A 25,327-nucleotide genomic window follows, 5' to 3' on the forward strand; every position below is an offset into this window, starting at 1 on the left:
CACCAGCATGGCGTACGGTGAGGTCCGCGCTGTGCCCGCTCAGACGAGCAGGGTGACCGCCCCCGGCACGGCCGTGACGGTGACCGGCAGCGGCGAGATCCGCTCGCCGTCGGCGTAGCAGACGATGCCCTCGGCGGCCAGGGTGATCTCGCGGGCGCGCAGCGAGTGCACCTTCGGGTGGTTGACGTGCGTGCCGCGGTAGACGCTCGGCTTGATCCGGATCAGCGCGGTGCGCGAGATCGGCTCGGCCCACACTATGTCCAGCAGCCCGTCGGTCGCGTCGGCGTCGGGGCAGACCCGCATGCCGCCGCCGTACGCCGCGGTGTTGCCGACCGCGAGCAGCGACGCGTCCATCGTGCTGGTCTGCCCGTCCACGGTCAACGTGTAGCGGCGCGCCCGCAGCCGGGCCAGCTCCAGCAGGATGGCGATGTCGTAGCGGACCGGCCCGCGGGGCCAGCGCATGCGGTTGCCGCGCTCGTTGACGATCGCATCGAACCCGGCCGCGAGCACCGCGCCGTACCAGCGCACGGTGCCGTCCAGGGCGGTGATCCGGGCCAGGTCCAGCCGGCGGCCGCGGTCCTCGCGCAGCGCGGCGGCGACGGCGTCGGCGGCCGCGTACAGGTCGGCGGGCACTCCGGTGCTGGTGGCGAAGTCGTTGCCGGTGCCGGCCGGGATCACCCCGAGCGGGACGGCGGTGCCCGCCACGGCCTGCTGGGCCAGGTGCACGGTGCCGTCGCCGCCCATCGCCACCAGCGCGGCCACGCCCCCGGCGACGGCGTCGCGGCAGGCCGCCTCGGCGTCGGCGGGGGTGTCGGCGTCCAGCACCCGCAGCGGTCGGCCCGCGGCGGCGAGCCGCTCCAGCACTCCGGGCAGCGAACCCCGGTGCCGGCCCTTGCCGGCACCGGGGTTGCGCAGCACCACGATCTCGTCGCCGCTCATCCACCGCTCCCTCGGTCGCGGCGGGTCAGCCCGCGACGTGTCAGGTCATGTCGTCGTAGCGGCGTTCCAGTGACTCGGCCGAAGCGACCGGGGAGACCGCCTCGACACGCTCACCGGGCGTGATGCTATCGGTGTCGTAGTCGTCAAGTGAAGACGTCTCGTCGTCGTCCAGGCCCTCGTAGATCGACTTGCCGCGGTTGCGCCGCTTGTCGTTGAGCATCGCGATGCCGCAGACGAGGAAGTACAGCACCGCCATGGCCAGCGCGAGCGCGGTCATGCCGAACGGGTCCGGCGTGGGCGTCACGATGGCCGCGAACAGGAACATCAGGAAGAGCGCGACCCGCCACCAGCCGATCATGCGCTTGCCGGTGACCATGCCGGCGACGTTGAGCATGAGCAGCACCAGCGGGAACTCGAACCCGAACCCGAAGAGCAGCATGACACCGGTGACGAAGTCGAAGTACCCCGTCAGGTCGATGTTGATCTCGTAGTCGTCCGACAGCCCGATGAAGAACACCAGGCTCTTGGTGACCACGAAGAACGCCAGGAAGGCGCCGGCGGCGAACAGCGGCACGGCGATCGCCGTGAACAGGTAGCTGTAGCGCTTCTCGTGCCGGTGCAGGCCGGGGGCGATGAACGCCCACAGCTGGTAGAGCCAGATCGGTGAGGACACGATGAGACCCGCGTACAGGCCGATCTTCAGCTGCAGCAGGAACGGGTCGACCGGCGACACCGAGTTGAACTGGCAGACAGCATCGCCCTTGAAGTCGCAGTAGGGCGCGTTGATGAAGTTCTGGATCGGCTTGGCGAAGTACAGGCCGACGAACATGCCCAGGACGATGCCCAGGCAGGCCTTGAACAGCCGGCTGCGCAGCTCGCGGATGTGCTCGATCAGAGTCATCGAGCCGTCCGCAGCGCGCTCGCGCTGGGACGGCCCGCGACGTGCCAGGGGGTTCTTCACGTCTTCAGCCCGGGGCTCGGGGGATCAGTGCTGCTGGCGCTGAACCGGGTCCACGACCGGCTTGGCGGAAGCCTGGCCGTCGAGCGGCTGCTGCGCCGTCACCTGCGCGTCGGCCTTCTCGGAGGTCGCGTCCTTGCCGTCCTCGGACAGCGCCTTGGTCTCGGCCTTGAAGATGCGCATCGAGCGACCGAGCGAGCGGGCCGCGTCCGGCAGCTTCTTCGAACCGAAGAGGATCACCAGCACCACGACCACGATGATGAGGTGCCACGGCTTGAGGGCGCCCATGATTGCTCCAGTCAGAAAGATGAGGGGTTTGAACCAGGTAGTTCCGGACTAATGGTACGCGGCCCGGCGGGACCTGCCCGCAGGTGAAGTGTCGACCATCACGACAACCAGCGTCAACGTGGGACGGCAGGCGCTGCATGTTTCTGCAGCAACCCGTGTGACCTGCGAATCAGCCCCGGTTGGGCTTGATCGATTGCGTATGCGCCTTGACCTCGGCGAGCCGCTCCTGCAGCAGCTCGGTGCGCACGCGCATGGAGTCGGCGTGCGCCTGCAGGCCCTGCGCCACCTGCGCGAGCTCCTGGGCCCGCACGGCGACCGCCTGCACCTCGGCCTGGGCCTCGCGCAGACCGGCCAGGCGCCACAGCACCACCCGCACCACCATGCCCAGGAACACCAGGCTCAGCAGCACCACCGCCAGCACGATCCACAGCACCACGCCAGCAGCCTAGCGCCTAGGCGTACGCGGCCAGCGCCTGCGCCGCGCTCTCGCGCACCGCGTCGGCCAGTTCGGCCGGCGCCACCACCACGACCTGCGGCCCGAGCCCCAGCACCAGCCGCCGCGCCCAGTCCATGTCGTTCACGCGCAGCGAGACCAGCCACTCCTCCGGCGACACCTCGACCACCGACGAGCACGGGTAGTACTCGGTGATCCAGCGGCCGCCCCGGCCCACCCGCAGCGTCACCGTCGGGGCCTGCGGATCCGGCTGGAACACGCCCTCGGACACGTCACCGGACTGCGCCTCGGCCGGCGGCGCCGCCGGCTCGTCCAGCTCCACCAGCGCGTCGATCCGGTCCACCCGGAACATCCGCACCGCGCCCGCCGACCGGCACCAGCCCTCCAGGTACGACCGGCCGGACACCGACAGCAGCCGCATCGGGTCCACCACCCGCTCACTGGACACGTCCCGCGCCGCCGAGTAGTAGCTCAGCCGCAGCGCGTGGCCGCGCTCCAGCGCCGCCCGCAGGTCGGCCAGCCGGTCGTCGTTGCCGGGCAGCCGCACCGCCACCGGCGCGTCGATCTCCCCCGCCGCCTGCTCGATCTTCTCCAGCGCCCGGTGGATCGCGTCGCGGTCGGCCACACCCGGCGTCTCGGCCAGCATGCGCAGCGCCACCACCAGCGCGGTCGCCTCGTCCGGGGTGAGCCGCAGCGGCCGGTCGATGCCCGCGTCGTAGGTGATGGTCACCCGGTCACCGTCGAACGACATGTCGATCAGGTCACCCGGCCCGTAGCCCGGCAGCCCGCACACCCACAGCAGCTCCAGGTCCTCGCGCAGCTGCCGCTCGGACACCCCGAGGTCCGCGGCCGCCTCGACCAGCTCGATCCCCGGCCGGGCCAGCAGGTACGGCACCAGGTTCAGCAGCCGGGCCAGCCGGTCCGCCGACGTCTTCGCACTCCGCTCGCTCATGCCTTCTCCTCGCTGCGCTCGTCGGCGGCATGAGCCATCCTGAGCACCACGGTTCGCTCGCTGCGCTCGCTCACGAACCCACCTCCGCCAGCTCGGCCGTCCCGCCGGCGACGCCGATGCCGGCGATCTCGCGCAGGCGGGCGACGGTCGCCTCGCGCACCTCGGCCGGCTCCAGCACGGTCACGTCCGCGCCGTAGCCCACCAGCCAGGCGGCGAAGCCGTCGGCGTCGGCGTAGCGCAGCTCCAGCACGTCGCCCTCGGGCGTCGCGGTGCTGCTGACCGCCCAGCGGCGCACCCCCGCCGCGCGGCCCGGCCGGGCCAGCACCCGGGTGGTGCGGTTGCGCTCCACCGGGCCCGACCAGCGGGCCACGTAACTGATCAGGTCGAGGTCGGCGGGCGGCTCGAACGCGCCGTCGTCGCCGGTCTGGCGGACCACGCCGACGATGCGCGACAGCCGGAAGCAGCGCGGCGCGTCCCGGTCGGTGTCGTGGCCGACGACGTACCACCGGCCGCGCCAGCACACCACGCCCCATGGCTGCAGGTGCCGGGTGGTCGGCGCGTCGTCCTCGGGCACCCGGTACGGGAAGGTCACCTCGCGGCGGGCGCGGGCGGCGGCGGTCAGCGGCTCGAACGCGGCGTCCACCGCGACCACGGGCTCCACGCCCAGCGTCGCGTGCGGGTCCACGTCCACGCCACCGGCGCGCAGCTTGGCCAGCCCCGACGTCGCGGCCGCGGCCAGGCCCGCGTGACGCCACAGCCGCGCCGCGACACCCACCGCGGCGGCCTCGTCGGGCGCGAGCGGGATCGCCGGCAGCGCGTAGTCGCGCCGGGCGATGCGGTAGCCGGGCTCGGTGTCGAAGACGCTCGCGGTGCCCGTCTCCAGCGGCACGCCGAGCGCCCGCAGCTCGGCCTTGTCCCGTTCGAACTTGCGCTGGAACGCCTCGTGCTCCCGGGCGTCGTCGGCATTGTGCTCGTACCCGGGCACGGTCGCGGCGATCTGCGCCGCCGTCAGGAACCGTCGGGTGGACAGCAGGCAGATCACTAGGTTGACCAGGCGTTCGGTTCGGCTGCGCGACACGCCCGCCACGCTAGCAGCGCCAAGGCTTCCAGCGGTAACCGGCAAGCCCCTGTTCCCCCACCCGCGCACCCCCTGTCCGACCCCCTACTCACCCCCCGTCTCCCTCCCACCACCCTCCGTGCCGTACCCCTCCCCCATGATCATCCGACTTGCCTGGCAGATGGTCCTATGAGCAGCCCGTATCCCCACATGTGCCTGGCAAGTCGGACGATCACGGGGCGGCGCGGCGCGCGGGTGGGCGTGGCGGGGGCGGGGTGGGGCGGCCGATAGGGTCGGGGACGTGATTCGGTGGCGGACAGGCACGGTGGAGCGGCTCGGCCGCAGTTGGCACGGGGCGCAGGAGCTCACCGTCGCCATGGCGGCCCGCACCCCCGACGACCCGGCCACCGTGCGGGCGCTGGCCTACCCCGACCTGGTCGGGCAGCCCGAGGTCGGCGACGAGGTGCTGCTGAACACCAACGCGCTCGCCCTGGGCCTCGGCACCGGCGGGTACGCCCTGGTCGTGGCGCTGCCGCAGCGGCTGCCCGAGGACGCGCCGGTGCGTGGGCACATCGTCAAGGCCCGCTACAGCCCGCTGCAGACGATCCGGCTCGCCGCCGACGAGGAGGGCTCCCCGCACCGCGACGTCCTCGCCGCCGCGCGGGACCTGGGCGGCATGCCGGTGGTGGTGGCCGACCTGCACTCCGCGCTCCCGGCGATCCTGGCCGGCGTGCACGCCGACGCGCCCGGCCTGCGGGTCGCGTACGTGCTCACCGATGGCGGCGCGCTGGCCGCGGGGTTCTCCCGCACCCTGGACGCGCTGCGCGACCGGCTCGCGGGCACCGTCACGGTCGGGCAGGCCTGGGGCGGCGACCTGGAGGCGGTCAACGTGCACGGCGGGCTGCTCGCCGCCCGGCACGCGCTCGGCGCCGACGTGACCATCGTCAGCCAGGGCCCCGGCAACCTCGGCACGGGCACGGTGTGGGGCTTCTCCGGCGTCGCCGCGGGCGAGGCGGTCAACGCCACGGCCGTGCTGGGCGGGCGGGCCGTGGGCGCGCTGCGCATCTCCGACGCGGATCCGCGCGACCGTCACCGCGGGGTGTCGCACCACAGCCTCACCGCGTACGGCAAGGTCGCCCTGGCGGGCGCGGATCTGGTGGTGCCCGCGGGGCTGCCCGCCGACTTGGCCGCGCAGGTGGCCGCGGCGCTGGAGCCGCTGGCGGCCCGGCATCGGATCGTCACGGTCGGCGCCGACGGCCTCGACGAGGCGCTGCGCAGCGTCCCCGTGAAGCTGTCGACGATGGGCCGCGACCTCGACGGTGATCACGCCTACTTCCTGGCCTGCGCGGCCGCCGGCCGCCACGCCGCCGCGCTCGCCGCCGCCCCGCGACCCTGACCCACGCGACGTCACACCGATCTTGCGCGAACTGTTAGGGATATGCCCGACAGGGGCGTGTCGTCCCCACCGTTCGCGCAAGATCGACACCGGGCTCCGGCGGGTAGCCGGTGCGGTCCGAGGCGGGGGGCGTCAGCCGAAGAGGATCAGGGCGAGCCAGCCGGCCACGATCAGGCCCAGGATGGCGGCCAGCACCCAGGTCGGCACGCGGTACTCGCCGCGCCGGTTGGCCGAGATCTCGTTGTAGATCTTGTCACGGCGCCGCTGGACCCAGTTGGTCCGCACGTCGTCGGCAGTGCGCTCGGCCGGCTCGGCCAGCTGCGGGTCACGGTGCTCGCTCATAGTCCGGCAAGCTTAGCCGCCGTCCCGCGCCGTCACCCACCTGATCAAAGCTCCGTTCCCGCCGCTCAGGGCCGCGGGAACGGAGCTTTGATCAGGAAAGCGGTCACATGCTGGCGATCAGGCGCTCCACCCGCTCGTCGTGAGCCCGGAACGGGTCCTTGCACAGCACCGTGCGCTGCGCCTGGTCGTTCAGCTTCAGGTGCACCCAGTCGACGGTGAAGTCGCGGCGCTTCTCCTGCGCGTGCCGGATGAACTCGCCGCGCAGCCGCGCCCGGGTCGTCTGCGGCGGCGTCTCCTTCGCCTCGAACGTGCGCAGGTCCGTCACCACCCGGTCGACCTTGCCCCGCTTCTCGAGCAGCGGGTAGAGGCCCCGGCCGCGGCGCAGGTCGTGGTACGCCAGATCCATCTGCGCCACCCGCGGGCTGGACAGCGGCAGATCATGCTTGCGCTGGTACGCCTCGATCAGCCGCAGTTTGGTCACCCAGTCGATCTCGCGCGACACGCTGCCCAGGTCACCGGAGTCCACCGCGTTCAGCACCCGGCCCCACAGGTCCACCACCCGCTGCGCCGCCGGGTCGCCCGACCGGCGCGCCACGAACTCCGTCGCCTTCTCGTGGTAGATCCGCTGGATCTCCAGCGCGCTGGCCTCCTTGCCGCTGGCCAGGCGCACCTTGCGCCGCCCGGTGATGTCGTGCGACACCTCCCGGATGGCCCGGATCGGGTTCTCCAGCGCCAGGTCGGGCATGGCCACCCCGGTCTCGATCATCCGGAGCACCAGATCCGCGCTGCCCACCTTCAGCAGCGTGGTGACCTCGTTCATGTTCGAGTCGCCGACGATCACGTGCAGGCGGCGGTAGCGCTCGGCGTCGGCGTGCGGCTCGTCACGGGTGTTGATGATCGGCCGCGACCGGGTGGTCGCCGAGGAGACGCCCTCCCAGATGTGCTCGGCACGCTGCGACAGGCAGTACACCGCGCCCCGCGGCGTCTGCAGCACCTTGCCCGCACCGCAGATCAGCTGCCGCGTCACCAGGAACGGGATCAGCACGTCGGCCAGGCGCCCGAACTCGCCGTGCCGCGACACCAGGTAGTTCTCGTGGCAGCCGTACGAGTTGCCGGCCGAGTCGGTGTTGTTCTTGAACAGGTAGATCTCACCCGCGATGCCCTCGTCGTGCAGCCGCTTCTCGGCGTCCACGAGCAGGCCCTCCAGGATCCGCTCCCCCGCCCGGTCGTGCGCCACCAGGTCGACCACCGAGTCGCACTCGGGGGTCGCGTACTCCGGATGGGAACCGACGTCGAGGTAGAGACGTGCGCCGTTGCGCAGGAAGACATTGCTGGACCGTCCCCATGAGACGACCCGACGGAAGAGGTAGCGCGCCACCTCGTCCGGGGACAGCCGACGCTGGCCCCGATAGGTGCAGGTGACGCCGTACTCGGTCTCGAGTCCGAAGATTCGTCGGTCCATACACAGACACTAGCCGCCCGAACGCCCAAGGTCACTCTCGCGCCACACGACGTCATGGGAGTCGTCCCCGCGCGCCACCCCCGCGGCGGCCGCGAGCGCAGGTCGCGCCCGCGGCGACACGCTCAATCGACACCCGGCACGGTCACCAGCGTCACCCGTTCTGCCAGCTCAGGACGGCGTGTCAGCAGCTCGCGGATCACCCGCGCGCCCTCCGGGTCGGTCGCGATGAAGCGCACCCGCCCCGGGAACCGCTCGAGCACGGCGGTGGCCCGCGCGGGCTCCTGGTGCGGCAGGCCGTAGGTGGCCCGGTAGTCTGCCCCCGCGGTGCGCTGCAGGCCCATCAGGAACGGGTTCATCCAGTAGCTGTCGAACCCGGTCGCTCCGATGGCGACGGAGGTGACCCCCGGCAGCGCCGGGTACGCCTGCGCGGCCGCGTACACCTGCTCCGCGCGCGGAGAGACCACCGGCGCGTCGCGGTACAGCCGCGCCCAGGTGAGGCTCGCGCGACCCGTCTCCAGCGGCTGCTGCAGCGCGCCACCGCCGAACAACGCGCCGAACACGCCCAGCACCGCCACCGACAGCAGCGCCGCGGGCAGCACCCGGCGCCGCACCGGCACGCGCAGCCGCCACGGCGCCGGCAGCAGCAGCACCACCGCGCCGATGCCCACCGTGAAGACCACCAGCAGCGCGTGCACCGTCTTGCCGAAGTAGTACGTCATGAAGTCGTCGCCCGCGGCGATGTTCTGCACCGCGATGCCGACCGCGAACACCACCGCCAGCCCGATGCCCAGCAGGTACACCCGCCACGCCCGCGACCGCAGGCCCGCCGCGCTCAGCACCCCGGCGCCGACCAGCGCCACCAGCCAGACGTACCCGTCGACCGGCTGCGGCTGCAGCCCGCCGGCGATCAGCCGGTCCGTCATGTTCTCGTAGCTGAGCCCGTACAGCAGCTGGAACGGCGCGAGCACCACCGTGCCCAGGCCGATCACGGCCGTCGCCACCCGGTGCGCCCGCACCTGCCGCCACGACCGGATCAGCCACGCCAGCGCGATCATCCCGGCCAGCGGCAGCAGGAAGAAGTACGCGAACCCGAGGCCGATCAGCGTCGCCGCCACCAGCAGCGCCTGCTGGCGGAAGCTCGCCAGCGGCCGCGCCGCCAGCACCACCAGCGCGGCCAGGAACACCAGCCCGAGGCACTCGGCCGGGTAGCCGTTGCGCAGGAACCGCGGGAACTCCGCCCCCACCACCAGCGCCGCGACCGCGACGGCCACCACCACCCGGCGCGGCCCGTCGAGCAGCCGGCCGGGCAGCCGCCACGCCCCCCACACCAGCGTCGCGGCCAGCAGCCCGAAGGTCAGCACGCTGAACAGCAGGTACGAGCGCATCGCGACGAACCCCGACGCCGCCGGGCCGTCCGCCGAGCGCAGGAACTGGTCCAGCACCGCCGCCGTCGTGTGCCAGCCCTGCGGGTAGGTGAACAGCGTGCGCGGCACGTACGCCGCCGCCTCCGGCTTGTCGGCCAGCGCCAGGCCCTGCACGTGCCCGATCGCGTCGAACAGCGCGAAATGGCGGCTGGCGTCCTCGCCCTGCATCCACACGCTCAGCAGCGCCACGTCCCCGGAGGCCCGGAAGTACGGCAGCGCCGCGACCACCGTGGCCGCTGCGATCACGCCCAGCGCGAACACGTCGGTCCAGCGCGGCCGCGGCAGCGACGGCCGCCGCCCCGTCACGAACCAGAACACCACCAGCGCGCTCAGCGCCGTCCCGGCGATCGGCACCGGATGCAGCCCCCACGGCCACAACGACCACACCGTCGTCGCACCACCCGCCAGCCCGGCCAGCAGCACCGCCGCCAGCACCAGCCGGTCCAGCAGCTCGCGGGCGTCGAGACACAACGCCGCCGTCCCTAGAAAGATCACGATCGGGAGCAGCCAGTCGGCACCCAGCGCATGCGTGGCGGCCGGCAGTGCCCAGGCACCCGCCAGCAGCAGCACCAGCCGAAGCAGCGCCGGGCGGCTGCGCAGCCGCTCGGTGAGGGACGAAGACATGGTGGAGTTCCTCGGGTCGACGGAGCCCGCGACGACGCGGACGGAGCGCCTGCCAGACTCGGTCAACCTCATGATCGCCAACTTAACGCGACACGAACACCAGCGGTCGCGAAACTTCCGATCACGCGCCGAGCAGCACGGAGCCGCAGCATCCGTCCGGGCACGCCCGGGCCGGTGGCCCAGCATCGGGAGCCTGGAAACACACCGACGCCCGTGCCGGGCGGCACGGGCGTCGGGCACTGCAATCTGTCGCTACTCCGCCTTCGGCGTCTCCGGCTTCGGTGCGTCCGCCTTCGGCGGGTTCAGCAGCGCCGGCAGCGCGGCACCGGTCACCCGGCGGAACTTGCGGCCCGGCCGCGCCCGCTCCAGCACCGCCACCTCGAGCTGCTCGGCGGCCAGCGTGCGCGCCGCGCCGCCCTCGCCACCGACACTGCTCAGCGCCTTCACCGCCAGCTTCAGCGCCTCGCCCAGCGAGTGCCCCTCACTGTGCTCGGCGCGCAGCACGTTGCCGATCGCCTCGGCCTGCCCGCCCATCGCCATGAAGCCGGGCTCGTCCTGCACCGAGCCGTCGTAGGTCAGCCGGTACAGCTCGTCGTGCTCCGGCGCCGAACCCACCTCGGCGACGCAGATCTCCACCTCGTACGGCTTGCCCTGCTCGCTGAAGATCGAACCCAGGGTCTGCGCGTACGCGCTGGCCAGCGCCCGGCCGGTGACGTCCCGCCGGTCGTAGGAGTAACCCCGCAGGTCGGCCATGCGCACACCCGCCGACCGCAGGTTCTCGAACTCGTTGTAGCGGCCCACGGCCGCGAACCCGATCTTGTCGTAGATCTCGCTCACCTTGTGCAGCGTGGTGGAGAGGTTCTCCGCCACGAACAGCACGCCCCCGGCGTACGTGAGCACCACCACGCTGCGACCGCGCGCGATGCCCTTGCGGGCGTACTCCGAGCGGTCCCGCATGATCTGCTCAGGCGAGGCGTAGAACTGCATGGCCACGGCGTGTCTTCTCCTCTATGGAGTCACAGGACGGCGGATGTGGAGGTTCAGGCGCCCGGCTGCTGGGCGCGCGCGGCGACCACGGCCTCGGCCATGGCCGCGGTCTCGTCGTCGGACAGCCGGTGCGTGCCCTCGGCGGTCGCGGTCATCACGATCGGGAACAGCTTGCGGATGAGGTCCGGACCACCGGTGGCGGTGTCGTCGTCGGCCGCGTCGTAGAGCGCCTCGACCGCCAGCTGCGCGGCCTCGGTGATGCTCACCCCCGGCTTGTAGCGCTTCTTCAGCGCCGACTTCGCGAACAGCGAACCCGAGCCGATCGCGTCGTAGCCGCCGTGCTCCTCGTACAGGCCGCCCGCGATATCGAAGCTGAAGATCCGCCCGGCCTTGCCCGGCGTCTTCGCGTCCAGGTCGAACCCGGCGAACAGCGGGATCACCGCGAGCCCCTGCATCGCCGCGCCCAGGTTCTGCCGGATCATCGTGGCCAGGCGGTTGGCCTTGCCGTCGAGCGAGAGCATCGCGCCCTCGATCTTCTCGTAGTGCTGCAGCTCCACCTGGAACAGGCGCATCAGCTCGATGCCGACGCCGGCCGTGCCCGCGATGCCGATCAGCGAGTACGGGTCGGCGGGGTGCACCTTCTCGATGTCGCGGCTCGCGATCAGGTTGCCCATGGTGGCGCGCCGGTCACCGGCCATCACCACGCCGTCGGCGGTGCTGATCGCGACGATGGTGGTGGCATGCGGGGCCAGGTCGGCGTTCATGCCCGCGGGCAGCGGCCGCCGGCCGGGCAGCAGCTCCGGCGCTACCTGCGTGAGAAACTCGGTGAACGACGAAGTTCCCGGCGTGGTGAAACTAGCCGGTAGACGCCCGGGTGTATCAAAACCCGCTGCCACGCTGTCTCCTTCAGATACTCGATCGCCCTGGCGAGGTTGTGCCGGTCGTCCTTGAACTGTCCAAGGCCGCCGTTGCAGTTGAAGCACAGGATGCCACGTACGTTACCGAACAGATGGTCATGGTCGACGTGCTCGGGGTCCGGTGCGCCGCAGATGGCGCACACACCACCCTGCTCGGCGAGCAACTCGTCGAACTCCGCTTGTCCAATCCCATAGCGGCGCCGCAGGTGATACTCGCGGCTGCCGCCGTAGAGCCTGTCTTTGGCTTCAGCGCTGCGCTGGTTATGGCAAGGCAGGCAATAGGTGTGCAGGCCGCTTGCTCTGGCCTTGGTTCGGGCGAAGTCAGCAGCCGACTTGACCTCACCGCACTGGGGGCACCACTTCATGCCATCAGGGACGTTCACCTGCGCTCGCTTGGCAGGTGACACGCCCCGCTTGCGGCGATCAGCCTCAAGCCGAGCCCGCGTACAGGAACGGCAATAGAAGCTACGGCCGTCCTTGCGGCTCTTATTGCCATAGAAGTCAGTCAGGGGCAGCAGTCGACCGCACTGCGGGCAGGTCTTCCAGTTGTCCGGGGGAAAATCGGACATACCGGGATCACTCCCCCCCTTTCTGTACGTAACCCCTAATAAATTCCTCGGCGTTCTCCTCGAGGACGGCGTCGATCTCGTCGAGGATGTCGTCGACGTCCTCGCCGATCTTCTCGACGCGCTCGGCAACCTCGGGGTTCACCTCGGGCGCGACCGACTCGCTCTCCTGCTCGCCGCGCGAGCGCCCCGACTGTGACTGTCCACCGTCCTGCGTGGCCATCTGCGCCTCCCTGACGTCGCCTGTGGGCCTTAAACGTAGCGCGCGGGACCGACTAAAGCGATCACCCGGCGGTGATCACTTCGAGAAGATCCTTTGCGCTGGGGCAACGGTCGAACAGCGCCCCGACGTGTCGCTTCGTGCCGCGCTCCGGCTCCATCATCGGCACCCGGACGAGCGCCTCGCGGCCCACGTCGAAGATCACCGAGTCCCAGCTCGCGGCGACCACTTCGGACGCGTACTTGGCCAGGCAGCGACCGCGGAAGTAGGCCCGCGTGTCCTCCGGCGGGTCGGTCATCGCGGCGCGGGTCTCCTCCGGGTCGAGCAGCGTCTTCATCGCGCCGCGGGCGACCAGCCGGTGGTAGAGGCCCTTCTCGGGGCGGACGTCGGAGTACTGCAGGTCCACGAGCTGGAGCTTGGACGACGCCCAGCCGAGGTTCTCCCGCTCGCGGTAGCCCTCCAGCAGCCGCAGCTTGGCGACCCAGTCGAGCTCGTCGGCGAGCAGCATCGGGTCCTCGCCGAGCTTGGTGAGCACGCCTTCCCAGCGGGCGAGCACGTCGCGGGTCTGGCTGTCGGTGTCGGCGCCGGTGCGGTCCTCGACGAAGGCGTGGGCCCGCTCGTAGAACGCCCACTGCAGGTCGAGCGCGGTGAGCCGGCGGCCGTCGCGCAGCCGCATGGTGTGCTTGAGCGCCGGGTCGTGGCTGACCGCGCGCAGCTCGGCGACGGGGTCGGCGATGCCGAGGTCGGTGCCGAGCGCCTTCTCCTCGATCATGGTGAGGATCAGGGCGGTGGTGCCGACCTTGAGGTACGTGGAGATCTCGGACAGGTTCGCGTCGCCGATGATGACGTGCAGGCGGCGGTACTTGTCGGCGTCGGCGTGCGGCTCGTCGCGGGTGTTGATGATCGGGCGCTTGAGGGTGGTCTCCAGGCCCACCTCGACCTCGAAGAAGTCGGCGCGCTGGCTGATCTGGAAGCCGGCCTGGCTGCCGTCCTGCCCGATGCCGACCCGTCCGGCGCCGCAGAAGATCTGCCGCGTCACGAAGAACGGGGTGAGATATGTCACGATGTCCGCAAACGCCGTCTGTCGGCGCATGAGGTAGTTCTCATGCGCGCCGTACGAAGCGCCCTTGTTGTCGGTGTTGTTCTTGTACAGGTGGATCGGGTGGCTGCCGGGGATGGTCGCCGCGCGGCGCGCCCCCTCGGCCATGACCTGCTCGCCCGCCTTGTCCCAGCGCACCACGTCGAGCGGGTTGGTCACCTCGGGCGTGGAGTACTCCGGGTGGGCGTGGTCGACGTAGAGCCGGGCGCCGTTGGTGAGGATGACGTTGGCCAGGCCGAGGTCCTCGTCGGCGAGCGCCTCCGCCGGGTCGTACGCGGCGCCGGTGTAGCTGAAGCCGCGGGCGTCGCGCAGCGGCGACTCCTCTTCGTAGTCCCAGCGGGCGCGGCCGCCGCGGGCGAGCTCCGGCCGGGCGCCGTAGGCGTTCACCACCTGGGAGGAGGTCACCATCGGGTTCGCCCCGGGCTGCCCGGGCACGGAGATCCCGTACTCGACCTCGGTACCCATGATCCGCCGAACGCTCATGCCGCCGCCTCATCTACCGTCATCGCCTGTCACCCGAGCCTAGCCGCTCGTGCCCGCCGAGAATCCCCCGAGTCTGCGCCTCGCCGTCGGGCGACCTGGCCAGGCGGCGGATCGCGCGCCGGGGCTGGGCTATCCTGACCGGGCCCGGACCGCCTTTCGTGTGTTCCGGGGGCAGATACCACCCGCGCCAGCCTGGCGCGCCTCGCCGGACGGTGACGCGGCGCCGGGTGTCGTACGACATGACCCTGGCCCTGAAGATCGAGAGAGCACTATGTCTGCTGGCACATCGTCGGACAACCGGATCCACCCCACCGCGTTCATCGGCCCGGGCGTCACCCTCGGCACCGGCAACGTCATCGGCCCCTTCGCCGTGCTGCTGGGCCCGCTGGTCATCGGCGACGACAACTGGATCGGGCCGCACGCCTGCCTGGGCACCCCGGGCGAGATCAAGGGCAACGAGCACGGCGCGGCGTGGGACGCGCCGAACGAGGGTCCGGGCATCGTCATCGGCAGCCGCAACACGCTGCGCGAGTACGTCGCCGTGCACCAGGGCAGCCACAACCCGACCACCATCGGCGACGACTGCTTCATCATGAACAAGTCGTCGATCCCGCACGACGCCCGCCTGGAGAACCACGTGACGATGGCGCCGTCGGTGCTCATCGGCGGCCACGTCTGGGTCGGCGAGGGCGCCACGCTCGGCATCAACACCGTGGTGCACCAGCGCCGGGTCATCGGTCCCGGCGCGATGATCGGAATGGGCTCGGTCGCGACCCGCGACGTGCCGCCGTACGCGATGGCGTTCGGCAACCCGACCCGGGTCCGCGGCGTGAACAAGGTCGGCATGTCCCGGCGCGGCGTCGCCCCGGACGCGGTGCAGGAGCTGGCCGAGCTGTACGCCAAGGAGGACTTCGAGCCGCAGGAGCTGCCGGAGGCGCTGACGGCGGCGTTCACCTGGTTCCGCGAGACGCTGGCGACCGAGCGCTGAGCTTGACGACGAAGGAGGGCCACCGCGCGGATGTGCGCGGTGGCCCTCCTTCATGTGAGCCGATCAGGCGGTCAGTGCCGCGCTGTCCTCGATGACCCGACTCACCACGCGGTGCGCGGGGAGCAGGCGGCGGCGCTCGAGGTCGGCGTCGGCGGCGCCGGACAGGATGTCGAGGAAGTGGTCGAGCTGGGCCGCGAGCGGCTCGCGGTTGGTGGCCAGCTCGGGGACCTCGATGATGCTCTGCTGGCGGTAGCCGCGGCCGTCGGGCGTCGCGGCGTCGAGCGAGACGTGGCGGTAGATGGTGACGTCGCGGCGGATCAGGTCCGCCTCGATGAGGCGGTCGACCTCGCTGATGACCAGCGTGCGGACCTTGCGCTGGCCGATGCGGCTGGCCGAGACGTTGGCCATGCCGCCGCCGCCGAAGGTGAACACGGTCTCGGCGATGTCCTCGGCGCCGGGCACCGAGCTGGGGTGGAACTGGCCGAGGGTGCCGCGCACGGCGGTCGGCTCCTGCCCGCCGAAGGCCTGGATGGCCAGGTCGACGTCGTGGACGAGCAGGTCCCACGCGACGCCGGTGCGGATGCGGGGGGCGTACGGCGAGTGCCGGGCGGCGGTGAGGTGCACCGGCTTGTCGACGAGCGCGAGCGCGGTGACCACCGCCGGGTTGAACCGCTCCAGCAGCCCGCACAGCAGCGGCACGCCGCGCTTCTCGGACAGGCCGACGATCGCCTCGGTGTCGGCGAGGCTGCTGCAGACCGGCTTCTCGATGAGCAGTGCCTTGTCCTCGTTGAGGACCTGCTCGGCGAGGCCGTGGTGCAGCTCGGTGGGGGCGGCCACGACGACGGCGTCGACGTCGCTCAGGTCGAGCTCGGGCGTCCAGGCGGCGCCGAAGCGGTCGGCGATGTCACGGCCGGCGGCCTCGCGGGGCTCGATGATGCGGACCAGCTCGGCGCGGTCGGACTGGGCGATGACGCGGGCGTGCAGGGAGCCCATGACGCCGGTGCCGACCAGCGCGAAGCGGGGCTTGGCGGTCATGCGCCCACCGCCGCGCGGACGACCTCGATGATCCGGTCGACGTCGGCGTCGGACAGGTGGTTGTGCACGGGCAGCGAGACGCACTGCTTGACCACGCGCTCGGCGACCGGCGCGGGGTCGGCGATCACGCGGGGGTGCCGGCGGTAGCAGTCGTAGTCGTACACGGTCTTGGGGTAGTAGATGCCGCAGCCGACGCCCTGCTCGGTGAGCTTGGCGATCAGCTCGTCGCGGGTGATCGGGGCCTCGTCGCCGACCAGGACGGTGTACTGGTGCCAGACGTGCGAGCGGCCGGGCAGCTCGGACGGCGTGCGCAGGCCGGGGATGCCGGCGAGGCCGGCGTTCAGGCGGGCGGCGTTGTCCTGGCGGCGCTTGACGTTCTCGGCGTAGCCGGCCAGCTGCGGGATGGCCAGGGCGGCTTGCAGGTCGGTGAGGCGGTAGTTGTGGCCGGCGACCTCGTACTGGTAGCGCTGGCGCATGCCCTGGTTGCGCAGCACGCGCAGGCGGTCGGCGATGGCGGCGTCGTTGGTGGTGATGACGCCGCCCTCACCGGTGGTGAGGTTCTTGGTGGCGTACAGGGAGAAGGTGCCCAGGCCGAAGCTGCCGGCGCCGCGGCCGTCGATGGTGGCGCCCAGCGACTGGGCGGTGTCCTCGACCAGGCCGAGGCCGTGCTTGGCGGCCAGCGGGGCGATCTTGTTCATGTCGGCGGTCTGGCCGTAGAGGTGCACCGGCATGAGGACCTTGGTGCGCGGGCCGATGGCGGCCTCGAGCGCGGCCGGGTCGACGCAGAAGTCGTCGGCGCTGATGTCGGCGAACCGCGCGGTGGCGCCTGCCTCGAGGATGGCGTTGAGGGTGGCCACGAACGTGAACGGGCTGGTGATCACCTCGTCGCCGGGCTGCAGGTCGAGCACCTCGATGGCGGCGACGAGCGCGGTGGTGCCGTTGTTGACCGCGACGGCGTGCTCCACCCCGACGACGTCGGCAAACTCGCGCTCCAGCCGGGCGACCATCGGGCCCTGGGCGATGATGCCCGAACGGATCACCTCGACGGCCAGCTGCTCAGCCGCTTCGTCGAGTTTGACGACGGAAATCGGGATCACGGGTCTCTCCTTGTGGGTAGGGGCGGCGAGCAGCACCGTAGCAGCGGCAGAGCCTACTCGCACAGGTGGCCGCCACCACTGTGAGGCCACATCACATCGTCCTGCTGACCAGCGGCGCAACGCACTGCTGGCGGCGGGGGGACGCCTGGGCTAGGGTACTCGAATCCCCTGGTTCGATCATTCAGCGCATTAGTCGAGAGCGTTACGAAAACATGGAAACCGTGGCCAAGACCGTGACTCGGCCCGGCGCCGAGCCCCTTCCCCCCTCACCGCCCAGTCCTGAGGCCGCGCCTGAGCAGGCGCAGCGTGGGCTGCCGCGGTGGGCTTCGCTGGCGATTCGCCTGATCGTCGTCGTCACCATCGTGGCGGGTATCGCCTGGAGCATCGTCAGCCAGTGGCCGCAGGTCCGCGACACCTGGCTGGGTCTGGCCTGGGAGTCGGTGGCGCTGTCGGTGGCGGCGGCACTGGCGGGCATGTTCGCCAACTCGATGGCGTGGCGGGCCGCGGCCACGGACCTGGAGCACAAGCTCTCGGTGCCGGCCGCGCTGCAGATCTGCATGGTCGGCCAGCTGGGCAAGTACATCCCGGGCAGTGTCTGGGCGTACGTGCTGCAGATGGAGCTGGGCAAGCGCGCGGGCCTGCCCCGGGCGCGGGCGTTCCTGGCCACGCTGGTGGCGCTGGGCCTGACCGTGACCGCCGCGCTGGCGCTGGGCCTGCTGAGCCTGCCGTCGCTGCTGTCGGCGGCCGAGCACACCGACTCGGAGTACGCGGGTTCGGTGCGGGTGGCGCTGTACATCGTGGCGGTGCTGGTGCCGGTGGCGCTGGTGTGCTCGATCCCGGCGGTGCTGACGCGCCTGGTGCAGCTGGCGCTGAAGGTGCTGCGCCGCCCGCCGTTGCAGCGCCGGCTGACCTTCTCCGGCGTGGGGCGGGTCCTGGCGTGGAGCGCCCTGGGCTACTCGCTGTTCGGCGTGCACCTGTGGCTGCTGGCCAACGCGCAGGCGGCCCCGGGCGTGGACGGCCTGCTGCGCTGCATCGGCTCGTTCGCCATCGCGATGATCGTCGGGATGTTCGCGTTCCTGTCCCCGTCGGGTCTGGGCGTGCGGGAGGCGGTCCTGGTGGCCGCGCTGACGCCGTTCCTGGCCGCGACGGGCGGCGTGGGCGCGGCGATGGGCATCGCGGTCGCCTCGCGGCTGGTGTTCACGGTGGCGGACCTGCTGGGCGCCGGCGTCGCGGCGCTGGTGGCCCGGCGTGGCCTGGCGAAGGCCGCCGGCTGACGGCCGGCATCGGTACGAAAGGCCTCGGCCGCGCTGTCGCCGACAGCGCGGCCGAGGCCTTTTCAGCGGGTGTACCCGCTCAGCGGGCGAGCACGGTGGTGATGCGGGTGAACTCGTGCATCAGGTCGTAGCCGTCCCAGATCCCGGCGAAGCTGAGCGCCTCACCCAGCGGGACGATGCGGTCCACGCCGCGCCCGGCCAGCCGCCGGGCGAACGCGGTCAGCTCGGCCTCGGTGAAGCCGAAGTGGGTGACGGTCTGGTCGCGGCGCACCACGACCTCGGCCAGCTCGTCCAGCGAGCCGACCACGGCCTGCGGGAATGTGCCCACGCCCAGCCAGCGGCGCGGGATGTCCGCCGGGTGGGCCAGGTCGACGGTGGCCAGGTCGTTGCCGTCGAACCGGATGCCGGTGGCGTCGCCGGTCATGGCGAGGCCGTAGGTGGCCACCCGCTTCTCCACCGCCATCGCCGCGTCCACCTCGAACCGCTTGGCGTCGAGCACGGTGCGCAGCCGTGCCAGCAGGTCGGCGCGGGCGGCGGCGGCCTGCTCGGCCGGGCCCGCCCAGTACAGGGTGCGCGGCGAGGAGCATGCGGCCTGGTCGAACCAGTACGCGTCGTTGTAGAGCCCGCGCGCCCCGGCGTCCCGTTCGGCCTCGGACGCGCCCAGCCAGCCCGCCGCGGAGATCACGGTGAACGAGGCGCGATCGGGGAAGGTCAGGTCGCGGGCGTGCGGCGCCAGCGGGTGGCGGCGGATCTCGTGCACCGACCGGTCACCGCCCCAGATGACCCGCAGGTCGGCCGCGGCGGACAGCGCCGCCGTGACGGCGTCGTCGCGGCCGTAGGTGACCATGCGCTGGGTCTGCCGCAGCGCCGGGGCGGCGCCGTCCAGGGTCTCGTTGAGCGCGTCCAGCACCGCGTCGGCGGCCCCGGCCGAGCGCGACGAGATGCGGACCACGTTGGCGTTGCCGGCCAGCGCCGACAGCGCCCACGAGTACACGAAGATGGTGTCCACGTTGGCCGGGGGCACGTGGAAGACCAGGCCGCGCGGGAAGCGCAGCTGCCCCGGCTGGTCGGCGACCCGGGCGACGGCCTTGGCCAGCTCGCCGCGGCGCAGGAAGAACCCGAGCGAGCCCAGCTCCGGGTACCGGCGGGCCACGGCGGGCTTGAGCAGCTGGCGGGCGAACGCGACCAGGAAGTCGGTGACCCGCTCGTCGCCGACGGTCAGCGGCCCGCCCTCGGGTGTGCGGCGCACCGCCGCCAGCAGATCCTCGACCGCGACCGCGCCGCCGGCCGGGAACCGTTCGACCACCTTCGTCATGGCTTCTCCTCGTTGCGCTCGCCGGTGCCATGACCGGATCCGGGCCGGCTGGTTCGCTCGCTCACGCCGCCGCCTCCGCGAACGTGTCGCTGCAGCCGCGCGCCTCGGCCTTGGGCAGCCGGCCCAGGATGGAGAAGCGCTTGCCCGGCCAGGCGCCGTCGTCGATGCCGTGGATCACGCCCCGGTCCTCGGTGAGCAGGATGTGCCCCGGGTACGAGCGCGGCAGCGTGCTGATCACCTCGACCACGCCGGGGGTGCCGACCGGCACCTCCTCCCAGGTGCGCGGATCGCGGATGATCACGTCGGAGAAGTCGGGGCAGTACAGGCCGCCGCCGTCGGGCCCCTCCAGGAACGTCAGGCCGATCTGCTCGACCATGCCGTAGAAGTTGTGGATCCGCTGCAGGCCGGTGTCCTCGGTGAACCGCCGCCGGAACTCGGCGTTGTCCACCGCGCGGTCGGCCAGCTTCTTCCAGCCGCCGCTGTGGATCAGGATGCCGTTGCTCAGGTCGAGGCCGTTGTCGCGGGCCAGCTCGTAGAGGTAGAGCCAGGCCATGAAGGTGAAGCCGAAGATCAGGAACGGCTGGTCGCCGTGCTTGGCGAGGAACGCCTTGACCGCGTCCAGGTCGGGCTCGTCGCGCTCGTCGAGCACGAAGACGTGGTCGCGGCCGAAGTTCATCATGCCCAGCACGCCCGCGCCGCGCGCGGAGAACGAGCGGCGGTTCTTGAACAGCGACACCGTGTCCACCAGCAGCATCGGCAGGCGCTGGCCGCCGATGACGGTGCGCATGGTGGCCGACAGCATCTTCTGCTGCACCCCGGCCGCCTCGCGGTCCAGGAAGATCCGGGAGACGTCGCCGGTGGTGCCGGACGAGGTGAGCACCTTGAAGACCTCGTCTTCGGGGATGCTCTTCAGCTCGTGGTGCTTGAACAGGCGCACCGGCAGCCAGGGCAGGTCGGCCAGGGCGCCGTACCGCCGGCCGGGCCGGTGGTCCAGCGCGGCCAGCAGGCGGGCGTACTCGGGGCTGCGGGCGCGGTGGTGCTCGGTCAGCTCGACCAGCTCGGGCAGCAGCCGCGCCTCCCGCTCGGGTTGGGTGAGCGTGAAGACCGTCATGCCATGCCCTCCAGGGTGCGATAGTCGATCTTGCCGTTGGGCAGCTGCGGCAGCGCCTGCACACAACGTACGTCGAAGCCGGACCGGTGCACCTTGAGCTGCTCGGACAGCCGCCCGGCCAGCGCCTTGGCGGCGTCGTCGGCGATGCCCTCCACGAAGATCACGACCTTGTCCGGGCCGGACACCGCGACCGCGGGGCCCTCGGTGCGGACCAGCTCCTCGATGTCGTGCAGGTTGACCCGGATGCCGAAGATCTTGCCGAAGCGCTTGAGCCGGCCCTTGAGCCAGACGAAGCCGCGCTCGTCGAGGTAGCCGAGGTCGCCGGTGTGCAGGTAGCCGCCCTGGTCGTCGCCGCGCGGCAGGTCGGCCGCGCCGGTGGCGTAGCCCATCATGACGTTCGGGCCGCGGTACACGATCTCGCCGGTGACGTGCGGGTCGGCGGTCTCGGTGCCGTCCTCGGCGAGCACGGTGAACGCGCCCCCGTCCAGCGCCGGGCCGACCGAGCCGACGCTGCCGGGCAGGTCGGCCGAGGGCAGCGTGCTCATCCGGGGCGCGGCCTCGGTGCAGCCCCACATCACGTGGAAGCGCCCGCCCGAGGCGCTGATCTGCTCGTGGAAGGCGAGGATCAGCTCGTCGCGCAGCTTGCCGCCGGCCTGGGTGAGGGTACGCAGCGACGGGTGCTTGGCCGGCTTCCAGCGGATCCGGTGCAGCATCTCGTAGTTGTAGGGCACCCCGGCCAGCGAGGTCGCCCGGTGGGTGTCCACGGCCTGCCAGAACTCCCGCGCCAGCACGCCGCCGTCGACGACCAGCAGCGTCGCCCCGGCCGCGAGGTGGCTGTTCACCACGGACATGCCGTAGCTGTAGAACAGCGGCAGGCTGGTCGGGGCGGTCTCGGCGGCGTCGATGTGCAGCGCGGTGGCGATGGCGCGGGCGTTGGCCAGCACCGCCTCCCGCGACAGCCGGACGAACTTGGGGTCGCCGGTGGACCCGGAGGTGGCCAGCAGCACCGCGAGATCCGGGTGCGGGTCGGCGGCGGGTGCACCGCTGCGCGCCCAGACCCGGCCGAGCACCGGGTGTGCCAGCTCCTGGTAGTCCTTGGGCAGCGCGCACAGCTCCGCCCCGGCGCCGCCCTCGTCGAGGCCGACCACCGCGGCGGGCTGAAAGCGGGCGACGAAGTCGGCCAGCACGGCCGGGTTCAGCGCGGGGTCTAGCAGCGCGACCGGCCGGCCGGCGTGGAACGCGCCCGCGTAGCGCAGCACGGCGGCGACCGACAGGCCGCTGCGGGCGAACACCACACCGGAGGGCAGGTCGGCGTATCCGGCCGCGTGCCGGTCGACCTGCCCGGCCAGCTCCGCGCCCGCGAGCTCGGCGCCCGACGCCGCGTCGATGATCCGGGCGGTGGGGGCCACGAGCGTCATACGATCAGACCTCCGTCGACGCCGAGCACCTGCCCGGTCACGTAGCGGGCGCCGTCGCCGGCGAGGAAGCGGATGACGTCGGCGACCTCGTCGGCCTCGCCGAGGCGGCCCAGCGCGGCGGCGGCCGACTGCTTGTCGAGCACGTCGGCGGGCAGGCTCGCGGTCAGGTCGGTGCGGATCACGCCGGGCGCGACCGCGTTGACCCGGATGCCGCGCCCGCCCAGCTCACGGGCGGCGGAGCGGGCCAGCGACGCGACGGCCGCCTTGGACGCGGCGTACACGCTCTGCCCGGCCGCGCCGTAGGTGCCGACCACCGAGGCCAGTAGCACGATCGAGCCGCCCTTGCGCGGGTTGCCGTCGGCGTCGGTGCGCTTGCGGGCCATCGCCCGCGCCGCGGCCTGCACCGCGGCGACCGCACCGGACACGTTGACGTCCAGGGTGCGGCTGACGTCCTCGGCCCGGATCATGCCGAGCAGGCCGCTCTCCATGATCCCCGCGTTGACCACGAGGATGTCCAGGCCGCCGTGCTCGGCGGCGACCTGCTTGACCACGTTGCCGGTGGCCGCGAAGTCGCCGGCCTCCAGCGTCAGGGCGGTGGCACCGGTCTCGGCGGCGGCCTTGTCGGCCGCCGCCTGGTCACGGCCGGTCAGCACGACCGTCGCCCCCGCCGCCCGCAGTGCCTTGACCGTGGCCAGGCCGATGCCCCGGGTGCCCCCGGTGACCAGCGCGACCCGGCCGACCAGCTCACTCATCGACGCCGGCACCACGCAGCATGTCGGCGGCGACCTTGAACGAGGACAGGTCGATGACCTGCTCGGTGTCCAGCTCGACACCGAACTCGTCCTCGATGGCGGCGACGAGCGTCATGTGGCCCAGCGAGTCCCACTGCTCGATGTCGCGGTACTTGAGGTTCTCGACGTCGGTGCCCTCGGGAAGCTCGAGGGCGTCGACGAAGACCGTACGCAGGCGCTCGACAATGGCCATGGTGTTGCTCTCTCCTTGGTTGTACGGAAGATCTCAGAGGCTTCGGTCGTCGTCGGACGCCAGCGAGGGGCTGCCCCAGACCGGCTCGTCGCCGCGCGCCAGCGCCGCCTCGCGGCGGGCCGCGTTCTCCGCGCGCACCCGGGCGGCCTCGGCCTGGATGTGCTCCGGGTCGTAGCGCTGGAAGACGCGGGCGGGGTTGCCCGAGACGAGACTGTAGTCCGGCACGTCCTTGGTGACCACGGACAGCGGGCTGACCGTCACGAAGTCGCCGATGGTCACGCCCATCATGATCACGCTGTTGCCGCCGATGAAGCAGCCCTTGCCGATCTTCACCGGCTTGCGCTCGATCAGGTCGCTGCCGGAGTGGTTCTCCAGCATCATGTTCGCCAGCCAGCTGGAGTGGGTGAACACCAGGCAGTTGAGGCCGATGCTGGTGTGCTCGCCGATGCTCAGGCCGCCGCTGGCGTCCAGCACGGTGTTCTCACCGACCCAGCAGTGCTCGCCCATCTTCAGGTTCTCCGGGCTGACGATCTTGGTGCGCTCGCGGATCCGGGTCGACTCCGGCAGGCCCAGGAAGCGGGCCCGCTCGGCGTCGTTGAGGAACCCGCCGACGAAGTCGTTCAGGATGTTCTTGCGCAGCCGCTGGCTGCGCTCGTCGTCGCCGAACATGCTCACCGTTCCAGCATGCGCGCGAACGCGTCCAGATGTTGACGGGTGACCACGTCCAGGGTGAAGTGCGCGTAAACAAGTTCGTGCTGCCGCTTGGCGATGCGGTCGCGCTCCTGCGGGTCATCCAGCAGCCGGATGATCGCCGCGGCCAGGTCGCGCGGGTCGTCCGGGCGGGCCAGCACGAAATTGTCCCAGTTCGTCAGCTCGACGGCGGGGAAGTTGGTCTCGGTGACCGTGCCGATGGTCGCCCGGCCGGCGGCCATCGCCTCCAGGCTCGCCGTGCCGAACCCGCCGCCCTGCAGGTCGTGGGCGACGATGTCGGCCGCGGCGAAGAACGACGGCACGTCGGTCGGCGGCACCGTGCCGGTGATGATGATCGAATCGGACAGGCCCAGCTCCGCCGCCCGCTTGATGAAGGCGTCGTAGTAGACGTGGCCGACCACCATCACCTTGGCGTCGGGGTGCTTGGCGAGCACCGCCGGCAGCGAGTTGACCAGCGCCACCCGGTCGCGCAGCGGGATGACGTGGCCCAGCGAGACGATGAGCGGCCGGTCGCCGACGCCGTACTCGGCGCGGATGTCGCGCAGCGGCGGGCGCTCGAACCGGGCCGGCTCCACCGCCACCGGGATGTACTCGAAGTCGGCGGTGGTCGCCTTGTAGCGCTGCTCGCAGTAGGTGGCCGCGAGCTCGTCCATGATCACGTAGCGCGGCCGGAAGCGCCGGATGATCGGCTTGACCATGAACCTGTCCAGCATCTTGAACAGGGCCATGTACTTCGGGTCCGGGCTCTCCAGCCGGGTGTGGATGGACAGCAGCACGGGCACGTTGCGACGCCGGGCGTACCAGCCGGACAGCCAGGACAGGTCGAAGAACTGCCCGTGCTGGTGGATGACGTCCGGCTTGAACTCCTCCAGCAGCTTGAAGACCCGGCGCAGGTTGCCCGGCCGGCCCATCGCGAAGCTGATGTCGAAGTCGATCGCGAGGCCCAGCTGCGGCATCCCCCGGGCCGGCACGCGCACGACGCGGTACCCGTTGCACTCCTCCTCCGCCGGCGCGCCCTTGTACGCGGCGGTGACCACGAGGACCTCGTGGCCGGCCGCCGCGTAGCGCTCCGCGAGCGCCGCCGCCAGATGCGAGCTTCCACCTCTGCGCGGAGGGAAGAAGTTGTTGATGACCGCGATTCGCACGGCGGCTCCATTCGAGGGGGGTGGACGGTGGGGCACGCCGAGAATATGCGACTGATCAGCCTGAGCGGCCGGTCGCCTTCC

At 71.7% G+C, this 25,327-nt stretch carries 26 protein-coding genes; 3 read left to right on the forward strand and 23 right to left on the reverse strand.

Annotated features, from left to right (window positions below; all coding sequences use genetic code 11):
- Window positions 1-39: 39 nt before the first annotated feature.
- From AB0J67_RS01070 to AB0J67_RS01095, 6 genes are all read right to left on the reverse strand, one after another.
- Window positions 40-939, reverse strand: coding sequence for a YegS/Rv2252/BmrU family lipid kinase (locus AB0J67_RS01070; protein ID WP_363474900.1), 900 nt, complete (start codon window positions 937-939; stop codon window positions 40-42).
- A gap of 40 nt (window positions 940-979) precedes the next feature.
- On the reverse strand, window positions 980-1,840 hold the full coding sequence (gene tatC / locus AB0J67_RS01075; RefSeq protein ID WP_363474902.1) for a twin-arginine translocase subunit TatC: 861 nt from the start codon (window positions 1,838-1,840) through the stop codon (window positions 980-982).
- Window positions 1,841-1,924: 84 nt separating this feature from the next.
- The gene (tatA, locus tag AB0J67_RS01080; protein ID WP_363474904.1) at window positions 1,925-2,185 is read right to left on the reverse strand and encodes a Sec-independent protein translocase subunit TatA; all 261 of its coding nucleotides are present in this window, start codon (window positions 2,183-2,185) and stop codon (window positions 1,925-1,927) included.
- A 169-nt stretch (window positions 2,186-2,354) separates the two neighbouring features.
- Window positions 2,355-2,621, reverse strand: coding sequence for a hypothetical protein (locus AB0J67_RS01085; RefSeq protein ID WP_363474906.1), 267 nt, complete (start codon window positions 2,619-2,621; stop codon window positions 2,355-2,357).
- Between the two features lie 16 nt (window positions 2,622-2,637).
- Window positions 2,638-3,591 (reverse strand): YafY family protein, encoded by a 954-nt coding sequence (locus tag AB0J67_RS01090; RefSeq protein ID WP_363474908.1) that lies wholly within the window; start codon window positions 3,589-3,591, stop codon window positions 2,638-2,640.
- Window positions 3,592-3,661: 70 nt separating this feature from the next.
- On the reverse strand, window positions 3,662-4,669 hold the full coding sequence (locus tag AB0J67_RS01095) for a WYL domain-containing protein (protein WP_363474910.1): 1,008 nt from the start codon (window positions 4,667-4,669) through the stop codon (window positions 3,662-3,664).
- Between the two features lie 280 nt (window positions 4,670-4,949).
- Between AB0J67_RS01095 and AB0J67_RS01100 the strand changes: the two genes are divergently transcribed.
- Window positions 4,950-6,044 carry a DUF3866 family protein gene (locus tag AB0J67_RS01100; RefSeq protein ID WP_363474912.1) on the forward strand — a complete coding sequence of 365 codons (1,095 nt, stop codon included), beginning with the start codon at window positions 4,950-4,952 and terminating at the stop codon, window positions 6,042-6,044.
- 132 nt (window positions 6,045-6,176) lie between these two features.
- Here the strand turns inward: AB0J67_RS01100 and AB0J67_RS01105 are convergent, their stop codons facing one another.
- The 8 genes from AB0J67_RS01105 to dop all read right to left on the reverse strand — a co-directional run bounded on the left by AB0J67_RS01105 (window position 6,177) and on the right by dop (window position 14,168).
- Complete coding sequence (locus AB0J67_RS01105; protein WP_363474914.1) at window positions 6,177-6,386, reverse strand: hypothetical protein; 210 nt, start codon at window positions 6,384-6,386, stop codon at window positions 6,177-6,179.
- 103 nt (window positions 6,387-6,489) lie between these two features.
- Window positions 6,490-7,848: a Pup--protein ligase gene (pafA, locus tag AB0J67_RS01110; RefSeq protein WP_363474916.1), complete on the reverse strand. Its 1,359-nt coding sequence runs from the start codon at window positions 7,846-7,848 to the stop codon at window positions 6,490-6,492.
- 122 nt (window positions 7,849-7,970) lie between these two features.
- On the reverse strand, window positions 7,971-9,896 hold the full coding sequence (locus AB0J67_RS01115) for a hypothetical protein (protein ID WP_363474918.1): 1,926 nt from the start codon (window positions 9,894-9,896) through the stop codon (window positions 7,971-7,973).
- 252 nt (window positions 9,897-10,148) lie between these two features.
- On the reverse strand, window positions 10,149-10,889 hold the full coding sequence (gene prcA / locus AB0J67_RS01120) for a proteasome subunit alpha (RefSeq protein ID WP_363474920.1): 741 nt from the start codon (window positions 10,887-10,889) through the stop codon (window positions 10,149-10,151).
- A gap of 47 nt (window positions 10,890-10,936) precedes the next feature.
- Window positions 10,937-11,779, reverse strand: coding sequence for a proteasome subunit beta (prcB, locus tag AB0J67_RS01125; protein ID WP_363474922.1), 843 nt, complete (start codon window positions 11,777-11,779; stop codon window positions 10,937-10,939).
- Window positions 11,689-12,369, reverse strand: coding sequence for an endonuclease VII domain-containing protein (locus AB0J67_RS01130; RefSeq protein ID WP_363474924.1), 681 nt, complete (start codon window positions 12,367-12,369; stop codon window positions 11,689-11,691). Before AB0J67_RS01130 ends, prcB begins: the two co-directional genes overlap by 91 nt.
- A 7-nt stretch (window positions 12,370-12,376) precedes the next feature.
- A complete protein-coding gene (locus AB0J67_RS01135; protein ID WP_212844768.1) occupies window positions 12,377-12,589 on the reverse strand; it encodes a ubiquitin-like protein Pup in 213 nt (70 codons plus the stop codon).
- A gap of 61 nt (window positions 12,590-12,650) precedes the next feature.
- On the reverse strand, window positions 12,651-14,168 hold the full coding sequence (gene dop, locus AB0J67_RS01140; RefSeq protein ID WP_363474926.1) for a depupylase/deamidase Dop: 1,518 nt from the start codon (window positions 14,166-14,168) through the stop codon (window positions 12,651-12,653).
- A 271-nt stretch (window positions 14,169-14,439) separates the two neighbouring features.
- Here dop and AB0J67_RS01145 point away from each other — a divergent pair, with 271 nt between their 5' ends.
- Window positions 14,440-15,156, forward strand: a complete 717-nt coding sequence (locus tag AB0J67_RS01145) for a UDP-N-acetylglucosamine acyltransferase (RefSeq protein ID WP_363474928.1) — start codon at window positions 14,440-14,442, stop codon at window positions 15,154-15,156.
- A gap of 63 nt (window positions 15,157-15,219) precedes the next feature.
- Here AB0J67_RS01145 and AB0J67_RS01150 read toward each other — a convergent pair whose 3' ends face one another.
- Both AB0J67_RS01150 and AB0J67_RS01155 read right to left on the reverse strand, forming a co-directional pair.
- Complete coding sequence (locus tag AB0J67_RS01150) at window positions 15,220-16,191, reverse strand: Gfo/Idh/MocA family oxidoreductase (protein ID WP_363474930.1); 972 nt, start codon at window positions 16,189-16,191, stop codon at window positions 15,220-15,222.
- The gene (locus AB0J67_RS01155) at window positions 16,188-17,288 is read right to left on the reverse strand and encodes a DegT/DnrJ/EryC1/StrS family aminotransferase (protein WP_363474932.1); all 1,101 of its coding nucleotides are present in this window, start codon (window positions 17,286-17,288) and stop codon (window positions 16,188-16,190) included. Before AB0J67_RS01155 ends, AB0J67_RS01150 begins: the two co-directional genes overlap by 4 nt.
- Window positions 17,289-17,509: 221 nt before the next feature.
- Here AB0J67_RS01155 and AB0J67_RS01160 point away from each other — a divergent pair, with 221 nt between their 5' ends.
- Window positions 17,510-18,562 carry a lysylphosphatidylglycerol synthase domain-containing protein gene (locus AB0J67_RS01160; RefSeq protein WP_363474934.1) on the forward strand — a complete coding sequence of 351 codons (1,053 nt, stop codon included), beginning with the start codon at window positions 17,510-17,512 and terminating at the stop codon, window positions 18,560-18,562.
- 79 nt (window positions 18,563-18,641) lie between these two features.
- On the opposite strand, the gene AB0J67_RS01165 is transcribed toward AB0J67_RS01160, so the two are convergent.
- From AB0J67_RS01165 to AB0J67_RS01195, 7 genes are all read right to left on the reverse strand, one after another.
- On the reverse strand, window positions 18,642-19,877 hold the full coding sequence (locus AB0J67_RS01165; RefSeq protein ID WP_363474936.1) for an acyl-CoA reductase: 1,236 nt from the start codon (window positions 19,875-19,877) through the stop codon (window positions 18,642-18,644).
- 61 nt (window positions 19,878-19,938) lie between these two features.
- Window positions 19,939-20,988, reverse strand: a complete 1,050-nt coding sequence (locus AB0J67_RS01170; protein ID WP_363474938.1) for an acyl-protein synthetase — start codon at window positions 20,986-20,988, stop codon at window positions 19,939-19,941.
- The gene (locus tag AB0J67_RS01175) at window positions 20,985-22,406 is read right to left on the reverse strand and encodes an AMP-binding protein (RefSeq protein WP_363474940.1); all 1,422 of its coding nucleotides are present in this window, start codon (window positions 22,404-22,406) and stop codon (window positions 20,985-20,987) included. The genes AB0J67_RS01170 and AB0J67_RS01175 overlap by 4 nt, the downstream gene beginning before the upstream one ends.
- Window positions 22,403-23,158 (reverse strand): SDR family oxidoreductase, encoded by a 756-nt coding sequence (locus AB0J67_RS01180; protein ID WP_363474942.1) that lies wholly within the window; start codon window positions 23,156-23,158, stop codon window positions 22,403-22,405. The genes AB0J67_RS01175 and AB0J67_RS01180 overlap by 4 nt, the downstream gene beginning before the upstream one ends.
- On the reverse strand, window positions 23,151-23,390 hold the full coding sequence (locus tag AB0J67_RS01185) for an acyl carrier protein (RefSeq protein WP_363474944.1): 240 nt from the start codon (window positions 23,388-23,390) through the stop codon (window positions 23,151-23,153). Before AB0J67_RS01185 ends, AB0J67_RS01180 begins: the two co-directional genes overlap by 8 nt.
- A 33-nt stretch (window positions 23,391-23,423) precedes the next feature.
- Window positions 23,424-24,059, reverse strand: coding sequence for an acyltransferase (locus AB0J67_RS01190; protein ID WP_363474985.1), 636 nt, complete (start codon window positions 24,057-24,059; stop codon window positions 23,424-23,426).
- Window positions 24,060-24,061: 2 nt separating this feature from the next.
- Complete coding sequence (locus AB0J67_RS01195; protein WP_363474946.1) at window positions 24,062-25,246, reverse strand: glycosyltransferase family 4 protein; 1,185 nt, start codon at window positions 25,244-25,246, stop codon at window positions 24,062-24,064.
- Window positions 25,247-25,327: the final 81 nt, after the last annotated feature.

It is taken from the genome of Catellatospora sp. NPDC049609 (assembly GCF_040675365.1).
Classification (GTDB): Bacteria; Actinomycetota; Actinomycetes; order Mycobacteriales; family Micromonosporaceae; genus Catellatospora.